We start from the raw sequence: 19423 nt of genomic DNA on the forward strand, positions 1-19423 counted from the left end.
TTGCCCAGAAAGAGGGTGGTTCGCCGGGAGATGAAAATTTGAATATCATTAGCAATGAATTGGCCAATTCACCGGTCCATAGGTACGTGTGAAATCAGTAGTTGCAGTTAAAGTTAGATTTTAAGCCGAGTTATATAGTATTAAACTTTAAAGCGTTTAACCAAGTGATTTAGGTCAACCGCTAATTTGGATAGTTCGCCGCTGGCAACCGATGTTTGGTGTGAGCCTGCCGCTGATTGTATCGATAGGTCGCGGATACTTACTAAACTGCTGTCAACTTGTCTTGCGACTTGTGACTGCTCTTCAGCAGCGGTAGCGATCTGAATGTTACGGTCATTGATATGACTAATCGATTCGGTGATTTCGACGAGCGCTATCCCTGCTGATCGAGCCAGTGACAATGTTCTACTCGCTTGCAGGCTGGTTTGGTCCATTGACGAAACCGCCTCGTTCGAACCTGCCTGTATGGTTGAAATCATTTGTTCAATTTCGCTCGTTGATTCTTGGGTGCGATGGGCCAATGCGCGCACTTCGTCGGCAACTACAGCAAAGCCACGTCCCGCTTCGCCTGCCCTGGCAGCCTCGATTGCCGCATTCAGAGCCAGCAGGTTGGTTTGTTGGGCAATGGATCGGATAACATCGAGCACCTTGCTGATATCAGTTGCCATCAATGCCAGCCCTCTTACACTGGCGGATGTAGATTCCACATTGCTGACCATCAGGTTGATTGCGTCGATGGTTTCGTCTACTTTCCCCCTTCCTTCCATAGCGGTCTTGCTCGTTTGTGCTGCCGCAGTCGACGCGCCTGCGGCGTTGCTGGCAACTTCGTCAACCGCACAACTCATCTGCGTAACAGCGGTAGCCGCCATTTCTATTTCACTATTCTGACGCATCAGACCTGTGGAGGCGTCTTCTGTTACTGCATGCATTTCCTCAGAGGTAGCCGCCAATTGAGTTGAAGATTCACTGATTTGAATGATCGCATTACGTAAGTTAGCCTGCATCGTCGATAAAGCATTAGTCAGACGGCCCATTTCATCATTGCCATCCGCTTTAATTTCTTGGCTAAAATCATTATCCGCAATGCCCTCAGCGATTATTAATGATTGTTGCATTGGTATTACGAGGCTACGAGTATACAACCAGGCCAGCAGAACAGTTGCCAATAATGAAGCGGCAATAAAAACACCAACCAATTTAAGTGTATTGGTATATGCCTCATCGGCCTCATCGCCAGAGACTTTAGCTTTTGCATCGTTGCTTTCTTTAAGCTTCTGGATGTTCGATGCCACATTTTCAGCACTTGTTCGAACAGTTTCATCAGCAAATTTACTGGCTTGGACGAAGTCTTTCATGGCAATTATAGATAAATATTTATCTTGAATGGCTTCGAACGAAGCAATCGATTTTTTTAATGAGTCAAGTATTATCATGCCCTCCGGAGTAATCACAAGCGCGTCGAAGTCCGCCAGATTATTTTTAATCAAGACCTGTGACTGGCTGATGTCCTCCAAACTTTGCGTTTTAACCGAGTCAGATTCCCCCGCATTTCGTAGTTTGCTGTTGCTGTTGCGCACGCTCATGAATTCACGGTCAAGCAGTCCAAGGAGCTTAAAGCTGGGAACGACATTTTCTTCGATTTTCTTTTCCGCGTCGTTCAAAATCGATGCCTGCCTAATAGCAAAAAGTCCCAAGCCAATAATCAGCATACAAAAAATTCCGAAACACAGAACGGACCGTGGGGCGAGTTTAAGTGAGCGTAGGTTCATAGCATAGATCTCAAAAATAGAGAAAATCGACTCCATTAAGGTAAAGCACAAGCTCCTTTCAAATTCTATCGACAGACATTCGGAAAGCTTTATTTTTTTTATTAAATTTTTTTTCACTTTGACATATTTGAGGCCGGCTGAATTAAGCACGGTTACGGCAAGGTGGCAGATTCTATACCCATCACTTGCGTTAATAAGTTGGATGCATTTGAGTGAGGTTTTTGTGTGCAGGTTATTTATTCTCGTATAACGTAAGCGCTCCATAAACCCCACCTATCAAAAGGCGGGCAGAGCGTTTAGCCATACACCTGAGGCGTACAGTTCCAAGGCAGCAAGGCTTCGTAATCTTCAACTGATACCGCCTGCGGCAACCGCTCCAGTGTGTGGCGCAGCCACGCATAGGGCTCTTGGCCGTTGGCTTTGGCTGTCTCGACTAGGCTGTAGAGCCAAGCACTGGCCGTCGCGCCGTTGGGCGTGTCGCTGAACAACCAGTTCTTTCGTCCGATCACGAAGGGCCTGATGGCGCGTTCGGCTGGGTTATTGTCGATCGGCAAATAGCCTTCCTCGACATACCGCTCGAGTTTGTTCCAGTTGTTGGCCAGATAGGTTACGGCCTTGCCCAGTGCGTTCTGCGTTGTGACATAGGGGAACGTTTTATCGACCCAAGCCTTTAGCTCGCTCATCACATGGCAACTTAAATCCTGACGACCTCGTTTGCGGCCATCATCACTACTTCCTTTGTACGCGATCTCGATGCCGTATAGCTTGCTGATCAGCTTCAACGCTATATCCGCACGTCCCGTCCTGCCTTTGGGTTGCAGTTTCTGCGCTTCAACAAACTTGCGCCGTGCATGAGCCCAACACCCCAAACGCTCGACGCCATCCTGCGCGCCCAGTGCATTATAACCGGCGTAATCGTCGGTCATCAGATAGCCGCTATAGCCTTCGAGCAGACGCACCGGCACTTCCTGCGCACGGCTGGTGGAGTAGTCGAAAAGGATCACTGGTTTGTCGGGCGGGCCGCCGGTCTGCACCCACATCCAGGACTGACTGCAGGGCTGTCGGCCTGTCTCTTTCAAGACCTGCACGCGGGTTTCATCGCAGTGGATAACGCGGACTTTCCAGCAGTTGATCGCGCATCAGATTCAGCAGTGGCTGTAAATGTTCACTGCACTGGATAACCCAGCGGGCCAGGGTCTGGCGCGGGATGTCGACGCCGTGACGGCTCAGGACTTTTTCAAAGCGGTGAAGCGGCAAACCATCCACGTACTTGGTGGTCAGCAGCATGGCTAGCACGCTAGTGCTGGCCATGCTTTTTTAGATCAGTTGGGCCGGTTTGTCTGCTGTTACGGGAGCTATTTCGCAGTCGCGGCAGCGGTATACCTTGCGCACGTGCTTGATGACGCGGATCTGCATCGGCACGATTTCAAGCTGCTCCCTGACCTCCTCGCCAATGGCGTGCTTGCGGCAGCCAAATACGCACGTCAGTTCATGCTCAGGAAGTTCGTGGATGATTTCAATGCGCGGCAGATGCGGGCAACGGCTTGCGTTTGCCGCGCCGCTTGGCGGGTGAAACCGCTTTTCGCGGATTCGTCGACGGGCTCTACTTCGTGTTCTGCCTCGTTGAACGACACCATTTGCGGCGCCGCAGGATCGACTGCTTGCTCGGATTGTCGGCCAAACAGTCGCTGGCGCAGCAGGGCAACTGTTCTTCAAGAAAGCCAACTCTGGATTGCATCTTCGCAAGCATTTGCTTGAGCAATTTGGGGTCATTGGGAAGGTTTTCGGGCATGGGATTCATGCTCTGGATTATACCGAATCAGGCCACGAATCGCGGCGTCAAAACCTGATTCGGGCGATTACGCCAGAGGTCGAAACCATTCAATGCCTGTTGAGTTCCTGCACGGTCAAAACAATCGCTTCGTCCGCTGCGTCGGGCGATGTTTTGAAATGTTCGGATTCGAGGCGTTTGAGCCAAAGGCAGAAACCGTTGCGCTCCCAGTACAAGATCTTCAAGCGGTTACGTGGCTTGTTGAGAAAGACAAATAACATGGCGTCGAATACCGCCACCTTGATATCCAACTCGACCAGCGCAGCCAGGCCATCAATGGATTTTCGAAGGTCCACGGGTTTGGGGTAGAGATAGACTTTTTCGACTTTGGCATCGGGTCGCACCATGACGGCTGGCTCCTGAGGGCATCGGGAGCACAGCATCCGGGATCAGCTAAGCGCTTTGAATGTGGGGTTTATGGAGAGCTTACTTTTAAATTTAGCAAAAATATCACTCGTTTTCCGTGCTGGCGCACACTAAAGTGTGCATCGTATGGATTAATAGAACTCAGGATTAGAATCGTCGCGTTATCAAGAACTTGATTAAAAGGTAGTGCGAATTGCTAATTAGATTCTCGTTTAGAAGATACTATTTGCATTTTATTTTTGATTTTTTGTATTGGATGGTTGGTTGGGAGTATCTTGTATTTTTTAAAAGTGATTACGTATGGCTAAATTAGGAGGCTAGGTTTCGACGGAATTTATGAAGGTAGATGAGTATCACAGGCTATTTTTGTGATAAGATAAAAACAGCACTACCTACCCTGCTGTAGGGGGCGATTTAATAACTCGAAATTTAGGTTTGGAATTAGGGCCAGTTGTTGATATTCGCTCTAATCTTTCTATTACAGCATTGAGATTGCGCTGTGCAATTAAAAGTGTATGCAACTCCTTTTTTACTTCTTCTGCTAGGGCAGTGTTCTTGCCGGTAAGCATGATAATGGTCTTAGCGAGCTTGTCATATTCAAGTCTTAGATCATTCAGAGTTTGCATTTTTACCTCCATCTGTAATGTAACTAGTATCAGACGGTTTCACCATGCTTCATTTGCACGCTGCATAACGGAGCCCGTTTGTAGGTAGGCCTTCTCAAGGACGCAGCGTTTCTAAATTTGCCTGGTACTCATCTGTGGTGGGAACCCTTGGTAAGAATTGTCTATTAAATAAGTGAATGTTGTATTACGGGACTAGCTATCGCTATAATTTTTTTAGACCTTATAGTTTTAACTTTTGGATGAATTGATAGCGTCAATATCAGTTTTGTTTATGATAGATGCCACATGCTCAGCTAATTCGTAAGCAGCTTTCTGGTAAGCCAAATAAAGATTTATGCCTGCCTCCGAATCATCCCAGTCTGCGACCTCAGTTAAAGCACGAATGTTAAGATAATCGTTCAATGCAGACACTGCATCCGAATCGAATGTGAGATGTAAAGGAGCCGTAAGTTTCTGTATTGGGATTGCATGGTGGTCTGTCATTAGTATCTCCTTTTCAGAATCTTCGAAGGTTCTATAGTGCTCTCGTCCCTGCTAATCTTCGTGGCGAGACGTAGTGCTAAGAGAGTAGCTTTAATACTTCGCACTTCATTTTGATTTGCCATTTCTTTTTTTGCTTGGTGTTGCGTTTTTAACTTTATATGTGATATGGCAGCTTAAAGGGATATGTTGCTCACTCAATATGCACAGAATTATTCGGTCAGTTTAAACAAACTTTATCCTTTGATTTTTGTCAGCTCGGGCAATTATGTTTGATTAGCCTGGTTTCGATATGAGCCAAATGCTGAGCCATCAACATCTCGGCGGCATTCGAATCCCGACGCTCCAACGCATCTACAATTTCGACATGCTCATGGTCTGCACAATGCGAACAGGCGTCTGATTCAGATTGGGCGATGACCAAAGAGGTCAGCGGTACCAGGCTATACAGAAACTTTTCCAGCGGCCCGTTCCCTGCAATTGCCGCCAAGTGCAGGTGAAATTCCCCCGACAGACGAATCGCCGGGCCATGTTGCTCCCGTTCAATGCAATCGCGTTCGCACGCAATCAGTTGGCGCAACTGCCGGATTTGCGCAGATGTAGCTTGGACACACGCCAGCTTCACCACGATAATTTCAGTAACGCGACGCGCTTCCAGAATCTGCCGCGTTTGTTGGGTATTTGGCGCCGCCACTTGGGCGCGCTGGTTGGGGCGTAGGATGATTACCTGTTGGTGGGACAGCTTTGCTAACACCCGGCGAATGATGCTACGACTCACGCTAAAGGTTTCGCCCAGGTGTTCTTCGGTAAAACGGCTAGCTGGGACTATGCGTTGTTCGAGAATTGCGTCGAAAAGGCGTGTATATATGTCGTCCACCGAGGGCTTTGTACGGCGCTCTAAGCGTAGGGCTGTGAGGGACGTTTCGTTTTGCAGGGCGTGGAGTTGCGTCATGCTCGTCTCCATAAAGTCAGCTGCCTAGATAGTCGTCTGGGATGTTCAGGGCAATGCCCATGCGCTGACCTTCCTGAAGGATGTGCCGACGCATCTCGGCATTGGCCAGGGCGCTGTTCTTGTTGCGAATGGCGCGCACCACGGCTTCGTTTTCCTGCAGACGTTCGGCCAGATGTTCCGGTGAATTGCGCAGCACCTGGGCGCTTTGCTTGAGGGCATTGCTGGTCTGCTGCACCACATTTTGGAAGATTGGGTTGGACGTCAGGGCAAACAGTTCTTCGTGAAAACCGATGTAGGCATTCATGCCCGCTTCGGCGTTGCCTTCGTCAAGGGCTTCGCGCATGTCCATCAAGGTCAGGCGCAGTTGGCCGACTTCCTTACTGCTGATGGACTGGGCCACCAGGCCGACGATGAAGGGTTCGAGGGTGTAGCGCAGTTGCAGGATATCTTCCAAGCTCGCATCCGCTACCGCATCGCTCGATTGCCGCTCGCTGATGCGGGGTTCGAGTACTACCACGCCTTTGCCGGGCATGGAGCGGACTAGGCCGAGGGTTTCCAGCACGATCACCGCTTCGCGTAGGCTCGGGCGGCTGATGCCCATCTGTTCGGCCAGTTCACGCTGGCCGGGGAGCATTTCGCCCCGGCGCCACTGGCCCCGCACGAGGGCGGCGCGCAGTTTTTCTACCACTGAATTGACGAGGGTTGAGGTGCTGATCACGTCGATGTCTCCTTCTTTTTACGAACACCAGAGCCACTGTGGGAACTGGCTTGCCTGCGATAGCGGTGTATCAGGCACAGAATTGTGTCGGCTGAAGCACCACTACCAGTCAAGCCAGTCCCCACGTTTGAACGATTTCGGCCTTGAAAGCGGGTTAGAACTCCTGATGCGCCGCTGGCAACACCGGTTTCTTGGCCTGGAAGGCATAACCTTGCTGACCCTCCAGCACTTCATTGATGCTTTCGATGGCATTGGTTGTATAGACCACTTTTCTGATACCCGCCGGTAAGACAAAAAAAGGTATAATACGATCCCAACCTCGAGGCAATGCAGCAACTAGTCGGATACTGCTTACCCCAAGGCCGCGCTTCAAAGGCGTTAAGCTCTTGCTCGGCCACATCGGCATTGATTGCCTGGTAAGATCGGCTTGAGCGCTTTGGCCAGTGCCCGACGCTTATCTAAGCGGCATAGTCCAGCTGTTGCCGATCAGATGCACGATGCAGGTTTGCAGCGTTGTGGCAGGAAAAACTGCTCCAAAGCCTCCGGTATTCCTTTGAGGCCATCTGTGACGGCGATCAGAACATCTTCTACCCCCCCCTCCCCGGGTTCTGAGGTTATTTAAGACCTTCATCCAAAACTTGGCGCCGTCGGTACTCTCGATCCAGATCCCCAGAGTGTCGCGTGTGCCATCGGGTAATGCCCCCAGCGCCAGATAAATAACGTTGTTGCGCACTAACCCCTCGTCCCGGACTTTGACCCGTAGCGCATCAAAGAGGATGACCGGATACATAGGCTCCAAGGGGCCCTGCTGCCAGGCGCCGACTTCTTCTATGACTGCATCGGTGACTGAACTGATGAAGTCATGGGACACGTCGGTTCCATGCTGCTCGGACAGAAAAACGCGGATCTCACGTACCGTCATGCCCCGGGCTTACATGGCGATTCTTTTGTCGTCGAAGCCTGTAAGTGTAAGCGTCCGGAAAATTTATCTATCTAGACCCGCAGTCAAGACATGGGTTGATATCTAGTTGTTGCCCCAAACAGCTCGTCATTTCCCTGATGGGGAAACCACATCTTGCCAGCCATCCATCAATTCCATATTTTGCGCAACGAGCCGGCAGGGCTTGCCAGTTGCCTTGCGACAGTTGCTGAGGGCCTGCTGTCGCGCTGTCTTGAGTGAGCGCGCGCCGTAGTACCAATAAATGCCGCTACTCTCCTTGGACATTGCCATCGCTTTCTCGGTAACGCTTTGAAGATAAGCCTCGGCGCCCGCACGGTCTTCGGGCACCAGCCTCGAAAGCAGCGGCATTAATGCGCTGTCGTCCATGGCAGGAAACCGGTTGCGCCTGAGAAAATCTTCGATATATGGCTTTAAAAGTATATTAGCCTCTTGTTTGTAGAGCGTGTGCCCATCCCTACCGAATGGGGGTAGCAACGCCAGCTCAGCGCTACCGCCCCCCGAGCGATAACTCGCGATCATCCGGGCAACAAGATCCGGGTTGAAAAACGGATCATTCTTGGCGTAAATCCAGAGTGTTGGCGTTGGGTTGTCTTTGCCGAATTTCGTTAGGTTTCGCACAAGATCGGTTTGATATAATGAGCAATCAGAGTCGGCAGAGCCCACATTCGTGTAGTGGTAAACGCCGCCAGAGATGTTGATTACCGCTGCCAATGGATGACCTGGTTGAGCCGCCAGGTCTAGCATTGAAGCTCCGCCGATAGAGATACCAACACCTACTGCCAAAGATGGATCGACGTCTGGACGCTCGCGCACAGCCGCCAATGCGGCGCCAAGTTCTTTGCCATGCGCATCGAGAAACCGGGCCACATTGGGATCGGTGCAGGTTCCCCCTTCATTCATGAAGGTTCCGGTCGAACGGCCATAGCCGGGCCATACAATCGATGCGGCAAGCCAGCCACGGTGCGCAAAGTCGTGAGCGATATGAGCAAGCCAATCGGCATGTGCGGTAGACGGAGATGTTGCCGCCGAGCCGTTAACAATCAGTGCGATGGGGAAATTCTGCCCTTTTACGGGGCGGACGATCAATGCTTCGATTTTCTCAATATGGGAGTCGATCTGAATCGGCAATAAGAACTGTTCTTCGCGTACCAATATGCCGGCATGAGTTTGACTTGCACAAAGCATCAGACCAAACATGATAGTCATGAAGCGTCGCATCGATTGCATTTAGAACACTCGCTCATACGTTAGAAGCCAAGCTTACACTGATGCGGCAGTAGCTGATCAACGTACGCGGACGATGAATAGACCTTAACAAAGCCTAAATACGGTAAGCGTCTGCCGACCCCGTCTTGAACAACTGGATTGGAATTCCGATGTACCTATTTTCGAATTTCCATTGAGGTCGCTGGGTAGGCTCAGGTCACTATGACAATAGAGACAGCGTCCCTATAGGCCGCACTGATGTAACCGTCCGGGCAACACACCTTCCTGACACCTTCGCTTGAGGCGATGATGTCCACCTGAGGCGGACATCATCGCCCTTAATTCCGGATTTCTGAAGGTGTGTTCGCTGGCCGCTTACTAAATAAGTCGGGTTCGGTTGTTGGCTAACGGCGCTGCGAGATTCACTCATGCTCTCCGTACGCCAGTTCTCACACGTCAGCTACGCAGGCCGGTCCTAGTTCGTGTTGACGCTGGAAAGTGCTGCGGGAGGCACTTAACCCAGGCGTCCGTCATCTGCAACTCCGCCAAGCACGGATTCAAGATCTTGTACGAATTGCTCAATTTTAGGATAAAATACGCAGCGTTTTTTAGAAGAACGGGTTCCGATCCAATGAAGTTCTTTATTAAAATCAAGCCCTTGGCCATCTATCCAACGTTTGCTAGGCTCAAAGCCTTTGGTAGCCGGTTAGGTCAGGATATCCGCTGCGCTGTGCAGACGCAGTTGTTCAAGCGCCAGCGCATACGAATTTCGTTCGATATCGATGACACGCTCGCCTGCCAACTTCGCCACTGCGCAATCGAGGAAAGCTGGCTACCTGCTTATGTTCATCGTAGGTTGGGTGAGCCGTTGCGAATGGGCACACGTCTCCTGATCCGAGAGCTGCGTCGTCAGGGCTGCAGTATCTGGGTCTACACTTCGTCTGGACGCACTCCGACCTATATCCGACGTTGGTTTTTGCTGTACGGTATCCGCATCGATGGCGTCGTTAACAGCGTGCTGCACAGCCGTGCCCTCGCGGTCCATGGGATGTCGAATGCACCTTCGAAGTATCCGCCGGCATTCGATATCGACTTACATGTCGATGATTCCGAGGGCGTGGGAATTGAAGGTAATGATCATGGCTTTCGCGTTGTCGTGGTGCATCCGGAGGATGACTGCTGGGCGCAGAAAGTCCTGGATGCGGTAGCCGTCGTCCAAGCCCGGCTCGCATAAGTAAGGTAGCCGGGACAATAATGGCCAGTCACTTTTACTAAGCCTTCTAGTTAAAATAGTACACCATGCTACTAATAAGATTAGAGTCTCCGCTCATATAAAAACTACTGTGCTTAATTTGGGTGCGCCAATGTAGCAGAGCAGGCAACCCCGCGCGCGTCGAGGCAACGTCACTGCTGGCCCAAGCCCTGTGTACAGTATTGCTGGAATCCCAAAGACCCTCGAAATTTTGGCTGTCATGCGCATCGGCAGCGCTCAACTAGCCAGCTTCCGCTTCGCTTAGTATGGCAATGACCTACTCTTCAGCACACGCTCTTTCATGTCCAATCTCACCTAGCAGAAAATTGCACTCCAAATAGTTTTCCACTCATAAACCGGGGCTGGAGGTCGGTTAATTATAGAGTGGATTCGTACACGGTTTACTAATGCGTCCCGCGCGTAATAATGCGAGCAGTCATTTGGTGTCAGATGAGATTAATCACCTGGAAAAGAACAGCGAACTCGACCAGACGACGCTGCGATTGACCGTCAGCTGTTGGCGCTGATGCGAAATTGCCCTACCTGCTGGGGCAAGTCTGCCCCAATAAGGATAGGTAGATACCCAGCACAGACGGCCGTAGCCTTGAAGGCTTATTGGGTCAGCGTTTTTTCGGCAGATGGGTCAATTCTTCATCAGCGCCTACACTTATGGGCTCTATTCTTTCCGCTGTCCTCGGTGTTGCTGTTCTTTTGAAGTTTAAAGGTTAATCCTGAGCATATCTGTCCGTTGATAGCTGCATGGGGGATGAGCATCCAGTCGCGCCGACGGGCTCAAGCATAATGAATGCTGCTGTTCGATCAATTTTTTGGTCTTGAGATGCTCCGAAAATAAGTCCAGAATTGAGTACTTTCCTGCTTCGGCAAGAAAAGAAACCCCTTATATTTCAATGGGGCGGACGCCAGATGCGAGTCTCGTTTCCCGCTCCAAGTATTTAAAAATGGACCTCTGAAAAGAGGTCCATTTTTTTTCGTCCAAAGAAAAGTCTTTCTTCGACTTTTGCCGCGCCGTCCCGTGAAAACATTATCGGCGGATGGAGCGTAATGCTAGGCGCCTGGCAAAACGCCTGGGAACAGAATTGGCCAAAGCTGCCCACCTGCAACGGGAGTTTCAGAAAGGTGCACTTCGGCGTTGCGTGCTACGTTCCGTAGCGCGGTGTTACGGCATACCGAATGCCATAAGACATCACGATGATTCCTGATATCGCTCTATTCGGCCGCTTTCCGAGCCTTCCGATACTATGGCGTGCATATTGCTTGCCTGACGGAACTAACCCCAAGAGTCTACGTCATGGTCAGTTCCGCATTTCGACCCGGCATAACGCGCATCAGCCTGCTTGGCTGGCCAACGTTAGTCCCGTGCGGAGCCATGAAGAACTTTCTACGTCGATCGATTGCGCCTTCCCACGTGACGCTGAAACGTCTTCCCTCCTGCGTTGCCGCTAAGCAAAACGGTTTTTGGCAAATAGTCAGGTAATCCTTCCTCGAGAATCTCGAACTTTCCGTAGCCCGCGATTGCGGTGCCTGCGCCTGAGCATTCGTTAGCGACCAGCGAGCCTTGCGGCTATCGCCTGGTGCTCTGCAATTGGAAGAAAACCTGATGACCCAAGACACGGCTTTGCTCGTGATCGATCTTCAGAAAGAAGACGGCTTCACTCTGGAGCGGTTCGATCAAGTAATCAAAAACGCAACAGCGCTGGTTGATTGCGCTCGAAAAAACAACATCCCTCTGTTCTACACCCGTCATGTCAACGATGCCCAAGGTCTCGGCTTGGCGCTGGGCGAGCCCGTAGATGCCGAGGGCAAACCGACCAGCTATCGCGCAGGTACATCTGCCATAGAGATCATCGACGCGTTAGCCCCACAAACCGATGACGTTGTCATTGATAAGCAACGCTACAGTGCCTTCCACGGTACTCGGCTGACTCCGATGCTGAGGGAGCGCGGCATCAAGCATCTCGTGGTGATGGGCGTACTGACTGACGTCTGCGTGATGAGTAGTCTGTTCGATGCCTATCAGCACGACTTCCACTTGAGCCTCGTGGCCGACGCTTGTACGGCTACGACTACCGCAGCCCATTACTCGGCCTTATTTATTGTCTCCAACTGGCTTTACGGACTGGACATGCTCTCTACCGAACAGCTGTTGCGGCGCTGGGCGGGCGAGCCAGCACCTTCACTTCGCACGATGGAGCCGGACCACCTTGCCTTCCAGCCAGAAGAGTTTATGCAAGCTATCGCGCGCCTGGAAAATTGCCTCGTTGCCAAGACAGAGCGGAGAGCATGATGAACGTAGAAAAAAGAAGCATCGATTTCATTCCAGAAACCGAACGTCACGGCGAACCCCGTTCTCTGTTCTTCGTGTGGTTTGGGGCCAACGCCAACATCACCACGGTTGCGGCCGGGGTGCTGCCGGTCAGCCTGGGGCTGAACCTGTTCTGGAGCGCTTTGTCGATCCTGCTCGGCTCCCTAATCGGCGCGGTATTCATGGCTTCGCATTCTGCACAGGGGCCGAGGTTGGGCATCCCGCAGATGATCCAGAGCCGTGCGCAGTTTGGGGTATTTGGAGCCATTGTTCCGCTGCTGTTCGTAATGCTCATTTACTTAGGGTTTTTTGTCAGTAATACGTTGTTGGCCACCCAAGCAGTCGCCGCCTCAAGCCCCCTCAGCAGTGAGGCAAACATTGTGCTGCTTGGTTCGCTCTGCTTTCTGGTAGCCCTGTTTGGCTACAAGCTCATCCACCGCCTGCAAAAAATGCTGTCGTTGGTTTCGGTTGTTTTTTTCGGGATCGCGACCCTGTTCGCCCTTGCGCTGCCAATAGATGCGCAACAATGGACGACGCAGGGCTTCAACTTGGCGAGCTTCCTCGCCTCAGTGAGCATCGCGGTGACTTGGCAATTGTCCTATGCCCCTTATGTGGCTGACTATTCTCGCTATTTGCCTACCCATACTTCCGCGCGCCAGGTCTTCTGGTACAGCTATACGGGGACGGTCATTGGTGGAAGTTGGATGATGCTGCTGGGGGCGATATTGACCAAGGGCGTCACAGGTTTTTCAGATAATGTTGGCCTTCATTTGCTTAGCGTCCTAGGGGGTGGAAGTTTGCTGACCGTGGCATTCGTGCTCTATGGTCAGATCGCTATCAACGTGTTCAACCTCTATGGAGCCTTTATGTCGACGGTTACCGTTATCGAGCCCTTTGCTGCGCTCAAGGTCACTACGAAGGTGCGCGCCAGCTTTATGCTCATTATCTGTGCCGTTGCCACTGCGTTATGCACCATGGCCCAGGATGACTTCATTCAGTTTTTTCTGAATTTCATCTTTTTCATGAGCTACTTTCTCATCCCATGGACGGCAATAAACCTGGTCGACTACTACGCGCTACGCAAAGGCGTATACAAGATTGCCGATATCTTTGACCCCTCGGGAATTTACGGTCGGGTGAACTGGATCGCTATCGGGGTGTTCCTCGCGACCATCTTGCTAGAAATTCCATTCATGAATACTTCCCTTTACGTCGGCCCCATCGCCTCCGCCCTGCAAGGGATCGATTTGGCGTGGGTTGTTGGTCTGCTGTTTCCAGCATGCGCTTACTACGGATTAATGAGTCGGCGCGGTCTCGTGGTGATCAAGCCAACAAAAGCATGATCTTTGAGCGGGAGATCGCTCAGATCAAAACACTGATCAGGCTGCGCTGAAGGGAGTGCTTGGATGTGATCTTTGTGACTGAGCAACCGAGATAGTCGTATCTATCCACTCGATAGCTGTCCCATCATGCTGTGTGCTTCCCCATCTGGCCGTTGCGAAGATTTTGCGGCAGGCCAGACGGGGAAGCTTTTTTAACGGTAGTGGCGGGTCATCGATTCCAGAGCGATAGGCGCTGCCCGGCACAGAAGCATTTCCGCAACGAGCGTTGGCTCAAGTTTGAAACGAATAGTCATGCAGTACGACCGCCGAGTACCTCAGCCACCCAGTCGGCGATGTACTGGCCGGCATTGATACTGTTGTCGAAGCTCGAATGCTGCACGCCGCCCTCACGTTCGGTGAAGATTTTCAGTTCGCGTTTGGGGCTGTTGACCAACTGTTCGTAAGTGCGGTGGGCCCACTTCAATGGAATCTGCGAATCCTTTTCTCCGTGGGTGACCAGGAAGGGCACCTTGATGCGGTCCAGGATGCCGTCCAGATGAACGTTCTCGGCGATGGTCATGAACTCGTCCGTGTCCTTGGCACCCCAGACCCAAGACACATGCGACCAATAATGCGGCACCGGGAAGCTGCCTTCCTTTTCCATTCGACGTTTCTGCACATCACGCCAATCATGGTTGGCCCCCCATACGACGCCGCACGCGAAGCGCGGCTCGAAGGCTACCGCGCGCGGGCAGTAGTAGCCTCCAAGCGACACACCTTCCAGGCCGATGCGTTTGGCGTCGACATCGTCGCGGGTTTCCAGCCAATCCACCACGCGGCTGGCCCAATGCTCACTGTCGAAACGCGCAGTCAGATTATGTAGCCGGAGCGCTTCGCCCGTCCCGGGTTGGTCGATGATCAACGATGACACGCCACGTTTGGCCAGCCAGGCGGGCAGGCCGACGCGGTATTTCATTTCTTTGGTGGAATCCAGTCCATTGACCTGCACCAGGATCGGCGCTGGGCCGCTGACGCCTTCGGCACGGACCAGCAGACCGGAAAGGTGTTTGCCTTCGTAAGGGATTTCAACGCGCTCGCAATTTTCCCGTGCCAGTTCGATACTCCGTTGGAAGGTGTGCAGAAAGCGCTGGTACAGCTCCATGCGGCCCGGTGCACCGTGGGCCTGCAGGCGTTCGCAGCTCAGGTAATAGGTCGCGGCGCGGTTGTATTTTTCACCGGCAGACAACAGTCGACCCTTGCCTTCGTCTTCTTCCGCCAGGCCGCACAGCTTGTCGGCCATGTTCGCCCAGGTTTCACGGAAGGCTTTGCTGCCGGCGGCATCCGGCTGTTTGGCGGCTTCTTGCAGCGGCGCGCACATTTCCTCGATTTCGCCGATGCGGGCGCCCATTTCAATGGCCAGGTCGACGGAAAGATTCCACACGTAGTTGGTCGGGAAGTAGCGAAACATGATTGTTATTGTCCTTGTGCAAGCAAAGGCAGGCGGCCAAATCCGGAGCGGGGTACGCCAGACCTGACGGTTCGAAGCAGGCTAAGGGGAGGCCCATTGTTTGGCCAATCGCGAGTCAGGATGGGAGGTATTGCGAACGGCGATAGGGCGCATATGCGCCATTGGCTTGAGTCTCGGCGCGCGCATGAATCCTGGCTCGCCGCCGAGCAGCGGGAGCGACTACTGCTCCAGCTTGTTGATGATCTGACTGATTTTCGCCCGCAACCAACGGTGCATCGGATCTCCTTCCATGGTTCGGTGCCAGAGCATGAACTCACGCATCACCGGGATTTTCACCGGAGGCTGCAAGATGCGCAGCGGCAGGTAGTTGGCGTAGAGCCTGGCCATGCGCTGGAGCATGGTGGCGACACGTTGGGTGCCGACAATCAACTGCGGCAGGGTGTTGAAGTCATGGGTCACCACTTCCATGCGACGGGTGAATCCATACTGGCTCATCAACCACTCTTCGACGCTCAATTGCCGGTTGCGGCCAAAAATCACCGAGACATGGCCCATCTCGATGTACTGATCGAGGGTGATGCTGTCGCCCACCTGGGTGTTGCCGTCCCACACCACGCAAACGTGCTCTTCTTCGAACAGCAGCTGCGAGGGGTGGCCTTCGATGAGGTAGCGCTCAGGCACGATCATCATATCGGCCTCGCCGCGCATCAGCATCTCAGTGGACGTGTCACCGGGACCCAGCAATTCGAAGGTGATGTGCGGGGCTTCCAGGGAGATCTTCTGGATCACCCGGGCAAACAGGACGCTGATCAGATAGTCGGAAGTGATCAGGCGAAAATGGCGCTTGCTGGTGGCGGGATCGAACACCGGTTTGGCGGTGATCGAGGACTGGATCGTCAGCAGCACCTGGCGTACGGGCGCCGCCAGCTCGCGGGCATAGGGCGTGGGCTGCATCTTGCGCCCGACCTGCGCCAGCAGTTCATCTTCGAAGTAGAGGCGCAGCCTGCCCAGTACGCCGCTGGTGGCGGATTGAGTCATGTGCAGGCGTTCGGCAGCGCGGGTGATGTTCTGCTCTTCCAGTAACACATCCAGCGCCACCAGGAGATTGAGATCCAGGTGGTTGAAGCGCATGGCGGTCTCGATTCTTGTATTTATTTTGTAAATACCTTCCGGCCTTCCTATCGCGGCGTCAAGTCCCGTGAATGGATGAATCGAACGACGCCTGGTTCGATTTTCCATGTCACTTGCGCCGCGCAGCCAGGTATCGCATTTGCCGATAGGTCGCATCCCGACAAGCGATTAGTCAGTGGGTTTTTGCCCCTTCAGTATCGGCCCACAGTCGGTTGGCGTGACGCTTCATCGACTTCAAGACCCGCCTCGGCAGCGCTCCGCCTGGCACGGTTCCCGTAAGCGGGGTGCTGGCCTGCGCTGAATAATTACAATGGAGTGGTAACTCAATGAACATCATTGGCCTTGATGCCTTGATTTTTGGCGTCGACGATATTCAAGCCTGTACCCATTGCCTGCGTGACTACGGCCTGCGCCCTGTCGATGTCGACAGCGAGGGCGGTCGTTTTGAAGCCCTCGACGGCACGGCGGTGATTATCCGTCATGCAGACGATGCTCGTTTGCCGGTGGCCATCGGGCCTGCTCCCTCGATTCGGGAAACCGTTTATGGCGTGGCCGGCGTGGCTGACCTCGAGGCCATCGCCGATGAGTTGGGGCGCGACCGCCCGGTGACCCGCGGTGCCGATGGCTCCGTGCACAGCGTGGACGATATGGGCTTTGCCATTGGTTTCCAGATCAGCGTGCGGCGTGCGTACAGCGCGCCCGCCGACCTGACTAACGCACCGGGCCATGTCCCCCAGCGGCCGGTCAACCAGCCGGGCATCAGCCCCGATATGCAGGCTTTGCCGCGTACCCTGTCCCACGTGGTGTATTTCGTGCCGGATGCAGCCAAGGCCGAGGTTTTTTACCAGCGCCTGGGCTTCGTGACCACCGACACCTTTGTCGGCGCGGGTCCGTTCATGCGGCCGGCCGGTTCCGATGACCATCACTGCCTGTTCATGATCCAGACACCGCCACACATGAAGGGTTGCGAGCATTTCACCTTTCACATGGGCAGCGGCACGGAAGTCCTGCTGGCCGGACGTCGCTTCGAGCAGCAAGGCTGGACCAGCTTCTGGGGGCCGGGCCGCCATCTCTTCGGTTCCAACTGGTTCTGGTACTTCAACAGTCCGTTGGGCTGTCACATCGAATACGACGCCGATATGGACAAGCACGATGACGCCTGGCAAGCGCGCCAGGCGCCACTGTCGGCGGATAATTCGCAATTGTTCCTGTTCACCTCCCGGGAAAAATGGTTCCCGAGCGGCCCTCCGCCCAAGCAGGCCTGAGTGTGGAGGTTGTCCATGAGTCACGAGGCCCTGGTGCTCTGTTGCCTGGATGAACTGGTGGAAGGGCAGGCCCGCGGGTTCGATCCCCTGGGCACGGGGAAGGACAGTGTGTTCGCCCTGCGCCATGACGGCGAAGTGCGGGTCTATCGCAACAGCTGTCCGCACCTGAAGGTGCGCCTGGAGTACCGCAAGGATCGTTTTCTCAGCGTCGATGGCCGCCAGATCGTCTGTTACGCCCATGGTGCCCGGTTCCTTCCGGACAGTGGTCTGTGCGTCTACGGGCCGTGCCTGGGGGACAGCCTGAGCGCACTGCAATGGCATGCAGAGGCCGATTGGCTGGTGCTCGAAGCGGATCAGTTGGAGGCGTATGCATCCTGATTAACGTATCGCGGTAGCTGATACATCGTATCCCTACATGCGATTAGTCAAACGCCTGCTTTGCCGAGAAAGTGAACACAACGCGGTAGCGAATGCGTGCAAACACAGCCGGTGGTGAAGCCTGGGATCGCTCCGGCAGAGCGCTAGCGTGAATAACAAGAATAAGAGTGAGACGAGCATGAACGCAGTGAAAAAGGTGCTTATCGTCGGTGGTGGTATCGGTGGTCTATGTGCGGCAATCGCTTTGCGTCGCCAGGACATCGAAGTCGATCTTGTCGAGCTCAAGACGCAGTGGACAGTCTATGGCGTTGGCATCATCCAGCAGAGTAACGTCGTCCGTGAGATGGCCAAGCTGGGTGTGTTGGACGGCTACTTGGATGCCGCCTACGCGTTCGAGGATGTGACCATCAACACCACCGCCGGTGAACAACTGGCGCGAATTCCCGGCAAGCGCCTGGCGGGGCCCGAGTATCCAGCCAACGTCGGCATCTCGCGCCTGGCCCTGCATCAAGTCCTCAGCGAAACCGTTGCTGCCCTTGGCGTCTCGGTTCGTCTGGGCCTGAGTGTCGAGTCGCTGGAGCAGATGGGCGAGGGCGTCGATGTGCTGTTCACCGATGCCAGTCGCGGTCGCTACGACCTGGTCGTCGGCGCCGATGGCCTGTACTCCCACCTGCGCGGTCTGCTGTTTGGCGAGCAGTACCTGCCGCGCTTCACCGGTCAATCGGTGTGGCGCTACAACTTTCCTCGTGCCGCTGGAATTGATCATCTGGCCACCTTCCAGGGACCTGCCGGTAACGCCGGACTGGTGCCGCTGGGCCGCGACCAGATGTACCTGTTCGTGACTTCCCATGAGCCCGCCAACCCCAGGATGGAGGCTGCCACGCTGGCGACCCAGATGCGCCAGCGCCTGAGTGGTTTCACCGGGCTGATCGGCGAACTGCGCGAGCAAATAACCGACAGCGACCAGGTGGTCTACAAGCCGCTGGAGGTGCTGTTCGTCAGCGAGCCCTGGTACCGCGGCCGTGTCGTGCTGATTGGCGATGCGGTGCACGCCACGACGCCGCACCTGGGCCAGGGTGCCGGCATGGCCATCGAGGATGCCGTGGTGCTTGGCGAAGAGTTGGTCGCCGGCGGCAACGTCGAACAGCAGCTCGAACGCTTTATGGCGCGCCGTTATGAGCGCTGCAAATTCATCAGCGACAGCTCGGTGCTGGCCGGTGACAAGGAAATGGCCCACGACAGCAGCTTCGACCGGATCGGCCTGGTCAGGCGGATGCTCGACGTCACGGCAGCGCCTATCTGAGGCGCCGGCAAAACTGAATTTGCTCTCCCATGGATGCTTCATGCCTGTGCAGGCTTGGCCCGGTTCGACTGC

15 protein-coding genes and 3 pseudogenes are annotated in these 19423 nt (G+C 53.8%); 6 read left to right on the forward strand and 12 right to left on the reverse strand.

The genetic code is table 11. From position 1 onward, the window contains the following. Positions 1-140: 140 nt before the first annotated feature. The 10 genes and pseudogenes from BB029_RS34235 to BB029_RS13130 form a co-directional block, all read right to left on the reverse strand. Positions 141-1115, reverse strand: coding sequence for a methyl-accepting chemotaxis protein (locus BB029_RS34235; RefSeq protein WP_371914619.1), 975 nt, complete (start codon positions 1113-1115; stop codon positions 141-143). Between the two features lie 108 nt (positions 1116-1223). Continuing rightward, positions 1224-2033 (reverse strand): annotated as a pseudogene (locus BB029_RS34240) (MCP four helix bundle domain-containing protein); the annotation flags it as partial. A gap of 32 nt (positions 2034-2065) precedes the next feature. After that, positions 2066-3570 (reverse strand): annotated as a pseudogene (locus BB029_RS13100) (IS66 family transposase). Between the two features lie 80 nt (positions 3571-3650). Further along, a complete protein-coding gene (gene tnpB, locus BB029_RS13105; protein WP_065939484.1) occupies positions 3651-3947 on the reverse strand; it encodes an IS66 family insertion sequence element accessory protein TnpB in 297 nt (98 codons plus the stop codon). 411 nt (positions 3948-4358) lie between these two features. Beyond that, complete coding sequence (locus tag BB029_RS32850) at positions 4359-4592, reverse strand: hypothetical protein (RefSeq protein WP_141696533.1); 234 nt, start codon at positions 4590-4592, stop codon at positions 4359-4361. A 228-nt stretch (positions 4593-4820) separates the two neighbouring features. Next, positions 4821-5075, reverse strand: coding sequence for a hypothetical protein (locus BB029_RS13110; protein ID WP_065939485.1), 255 nt, complete (start codon positions 5073-5075; stop codon positions 4821-4823). Positions 5076-5325: 250 nt separating this feature from the next. Continuing rightward, complete coding sequence (locus BB029_RS13115; RefSeq protein WP_065939486.1) at positions 5326-6024, reverse strand: GntR family transcriptional regulator; 699 nt, start codon at positions 6022-6024, stop codon at positions 5326-5328. Positions 6025-6040: 16 nt separating this feature from the next. Further along, positions 6041-6742, reverse strand: a complete 702-nt coding sequence (locus BB029_RS13120) for a FadR/GntR family transcriptional regulator (RefSeq protein ID WP_065939487.1) — start codon at positions 6740-6742, stop codon at positions 6041-6043. Positions 6743-6896: 154 nt separating this feature from the next. Then, positions 6897-7664: pseudogene (locus tag BB029_RS33475) on the reverse strand (transposase). Positions 7665-7790: 126 nt separating this feature from the next. Beyond that, a complete protein-coding gene (locus BB029_RS13130) occupies positions 7791-8909 on the reverse strand; it encodes a hypothetical protein (RefSeq protein ID WP_256558240.1) in 1119 nt (372 codons plus the stop codon). 658 nt (positions 8910-9567) lie between these two features. Between BB029_RS13130 and BB029_RS13135 the strand changes: the two genes are divergently transcribed. The 3 genes from BB029_RS13135 to BB029_RS13145 all read left to right on the forward strand — a co-directional run bounded on the left by BB029_RS13135 (position 9568) and on the right by BB029_RS13145 (position 13827). Next, a complete protein-coding gene (locus tag BB029_RS13135; RefSeq protein ID WP_371914620.1) occupies positions 9568-10143 on the forward strand; it encodes a hypothetical protein in 576 nt (191 codons plus the stop codon). Between the two features lie 1636 nt (positions 10144-11779). Then, complete coding sequence (locus BB029_RS13140) at positions 11780-12466, forward strand: cysteine hydrolase family protein (RefSeq protein ID WP_065939489.1); 687 nt, start codon at positions 11780-11782, stop codon at positions 12464-12466. Next, a complete protein-coding gene (locus tag BB029_RS13145) occupies positions 12466-13827 on the forward strand; it encodes a cytosine permease (protein ID WP_065939540.1) in 1362 nt (453 codons plus the stop codon). Before BB029_RS13140 ends, BB029_RS13145 begins: the two co-directional genes overlap by 1 nt. A gap of 289 nt (positions 13828-14116) precedes the next feature. Here the strand turns inward: BB029_RS13145 and BB029_RS13150 are convergent, their stop codons facing one another. After that, positions 14117-15274 (reverse strand): S9 family peptidase, encoded by a 1158-nt coding sequence (locus BB029_RS13150; RefSeq protein WP_065939490.1) that lies wholly within the window; start codon positions 15272-15274, stop codon positions 14117-14119. 219 nt (positions 15275-15493) lie between these two features. Next, entirely contained in the window at positions 15494-16405 is a 912-nt protein-coding gene (locus BB029_RS13155) for a LysR family transcriptional regulator (RefSeq protein WP_065926044.1), read from the reverse strand. A 326-nt stretch (positions 16406-16731) separates the two neighbouring features. On the opposite strand from BB029_RS13155, the gene BB029_RS13160 reads away from it, so the two are divergent. The 3 genes from BB029_RS13160 to BB029_RS13170 all read left to right on the forward strand — a co-directional run bounded on the left by BB029_RS13160 (position 16732) and on the right by BB029_RS13170 (position 19351). Next, positions 16732-17670, forward strand: a complete 939-nt coding sequence (locus BB029_RS13160) for a VOC family protein (protein ID WP_053121646.1) — start codon at positions 16732-16734, stop codon at positions 17668-17670. A 15-nt stretch (positions 17671-17685) separates the two neighbouring features. Continuing rightward, positions 17686-18048 (forward strand): Rieske 2Fe-2S domain-containing protein, encoded by a 363-nt coding sequence (locus BB029_RS13165; protein WP_065939491.1) that lies wholly within the window; start codon positions 17686-17688, stop codon positions 18046-18048. Between the two features lie 178 nt (positions 18049-18226). Continuing rightward, complete coding sequence (locus tag BB029_RS13170; protein ID WP_065939492.1) at positions 18227-19351, forward strand: FAD-dependent oxidoreductase; 1125 nt, start codon at positions 18227-18229, stop codon at positions 19349-19351. The last annotated feature ends 72 nt before the right edge of the window (positions 19352-19423 follow it).

This window comes from Pseudomonas sp. S3E12, from assembly GCF_001702295.1.
Classification (GTDB): domain Bacteria; phylum Pseudomonadota; class Gammaproteobacteria; order Pseudomonadales; family Pseudomonadaceae; genus Aquipseudomonas; species Aquipseudomonas marginalis.

What these genes read in the sequence shown, in the direction of transcription:
- BB029_RS32850 (WP_141696533.1), bottom strand. Translation starts at nt 4,592, where the DNA reads ATGCAAACTCTGAATGATCTAAGACTTGAATATGACAAGCTCGCTAAG.
- BB029_RS13165 (WP_065939491.1), top strand. Translation starts at nt 17,686, where the DNA reads ATGAGTCACGAGGCCCTGGTGCTCTGTTGCCTGGATGAACTGGTGGAA.
- BB029_RS13150 (WP_065939490.1), bottom strand. Translation starts at nt 15,274, where the DNA reads ATGTTTCGCTACTTCCCGACCAACTACGTGTGGAATCTTTCCGTCGAC.
- tnpB (WP_065939484.1), bottom strand. Translation starts at nt 3,947, where the DNA reads ATGGTGCGACCCGATGCCAAAGTCGAAAAAGTCTATCTCTACCCCAAA.
- BB029_RS13130 (WP_256558240.1), bottom strand. Translation starts at nt 8,909, where the DNA reads ATGACTATCATGTTTGGTCTGATGCTTTGTGCAAGTCAAACTCATGCC.
- BB029_RS13170 (WP_065939492.1), top strand. Translation starts at nt 18,227, where the DNA reads ATGAACGCAGTGAAAAAGGTGCTTATCGTCGGTGGTGGTATCGGTGGT.
- BB029_RS34235 (WP_371914619.1), bottom strand. Translation starts at nt 1,115, where the DNA reads ATGCAACAATCATTAATAATCGCTGAGGGCATTGCGGATAATGATTTT.
- BB029_RS13115 (WP_065939486.1), bottom strand. Translation starts at nt 6,024, where the DNA reads ATGACGCAACTCCACGCCCTGCAAAACGAAACGTCCCTCACAGCCCTA.
- BB029_RS13140 (WP_065939489.1), top strand. Translation starts at nt 11,780, where the DNA reads ATGACCCAAGACACGGCTTTGCTCGTGATCGATCTTCAGAAAGAAGAC.
- BB029_RS13145 (WP_065939540.1), top strand. Translation starts at nt 12,466, where the DNA reads ATGAACGTAGAAAAAAGAAGCATCGATTTCATTCCAGAAACCGAACGT.
- BB029_RS13110 (WP_065939485.1), bottom strand. Translation starts at nt 5,075, where the DNA reads ATGACAGACCACCATGCAATCCCAATACAGAAACTTACGGCTCCTTTA.
- BB029_RS13155 (WP_065926044.1), bottom strand. Translation starts at nt 16,405, where the DNA reads ATGCGCTTCAACCACCTGGATCTCAATCTCCTGGTGGCGCTGGATGTG.
- BB029_RS13160 (WP_053121646.1), top strand. Translation starts at nt 16,732, where the DNA reads ATGAACATCATTGGCCTTGATGCCTTGATTTTTGGCGTCGACGATATT.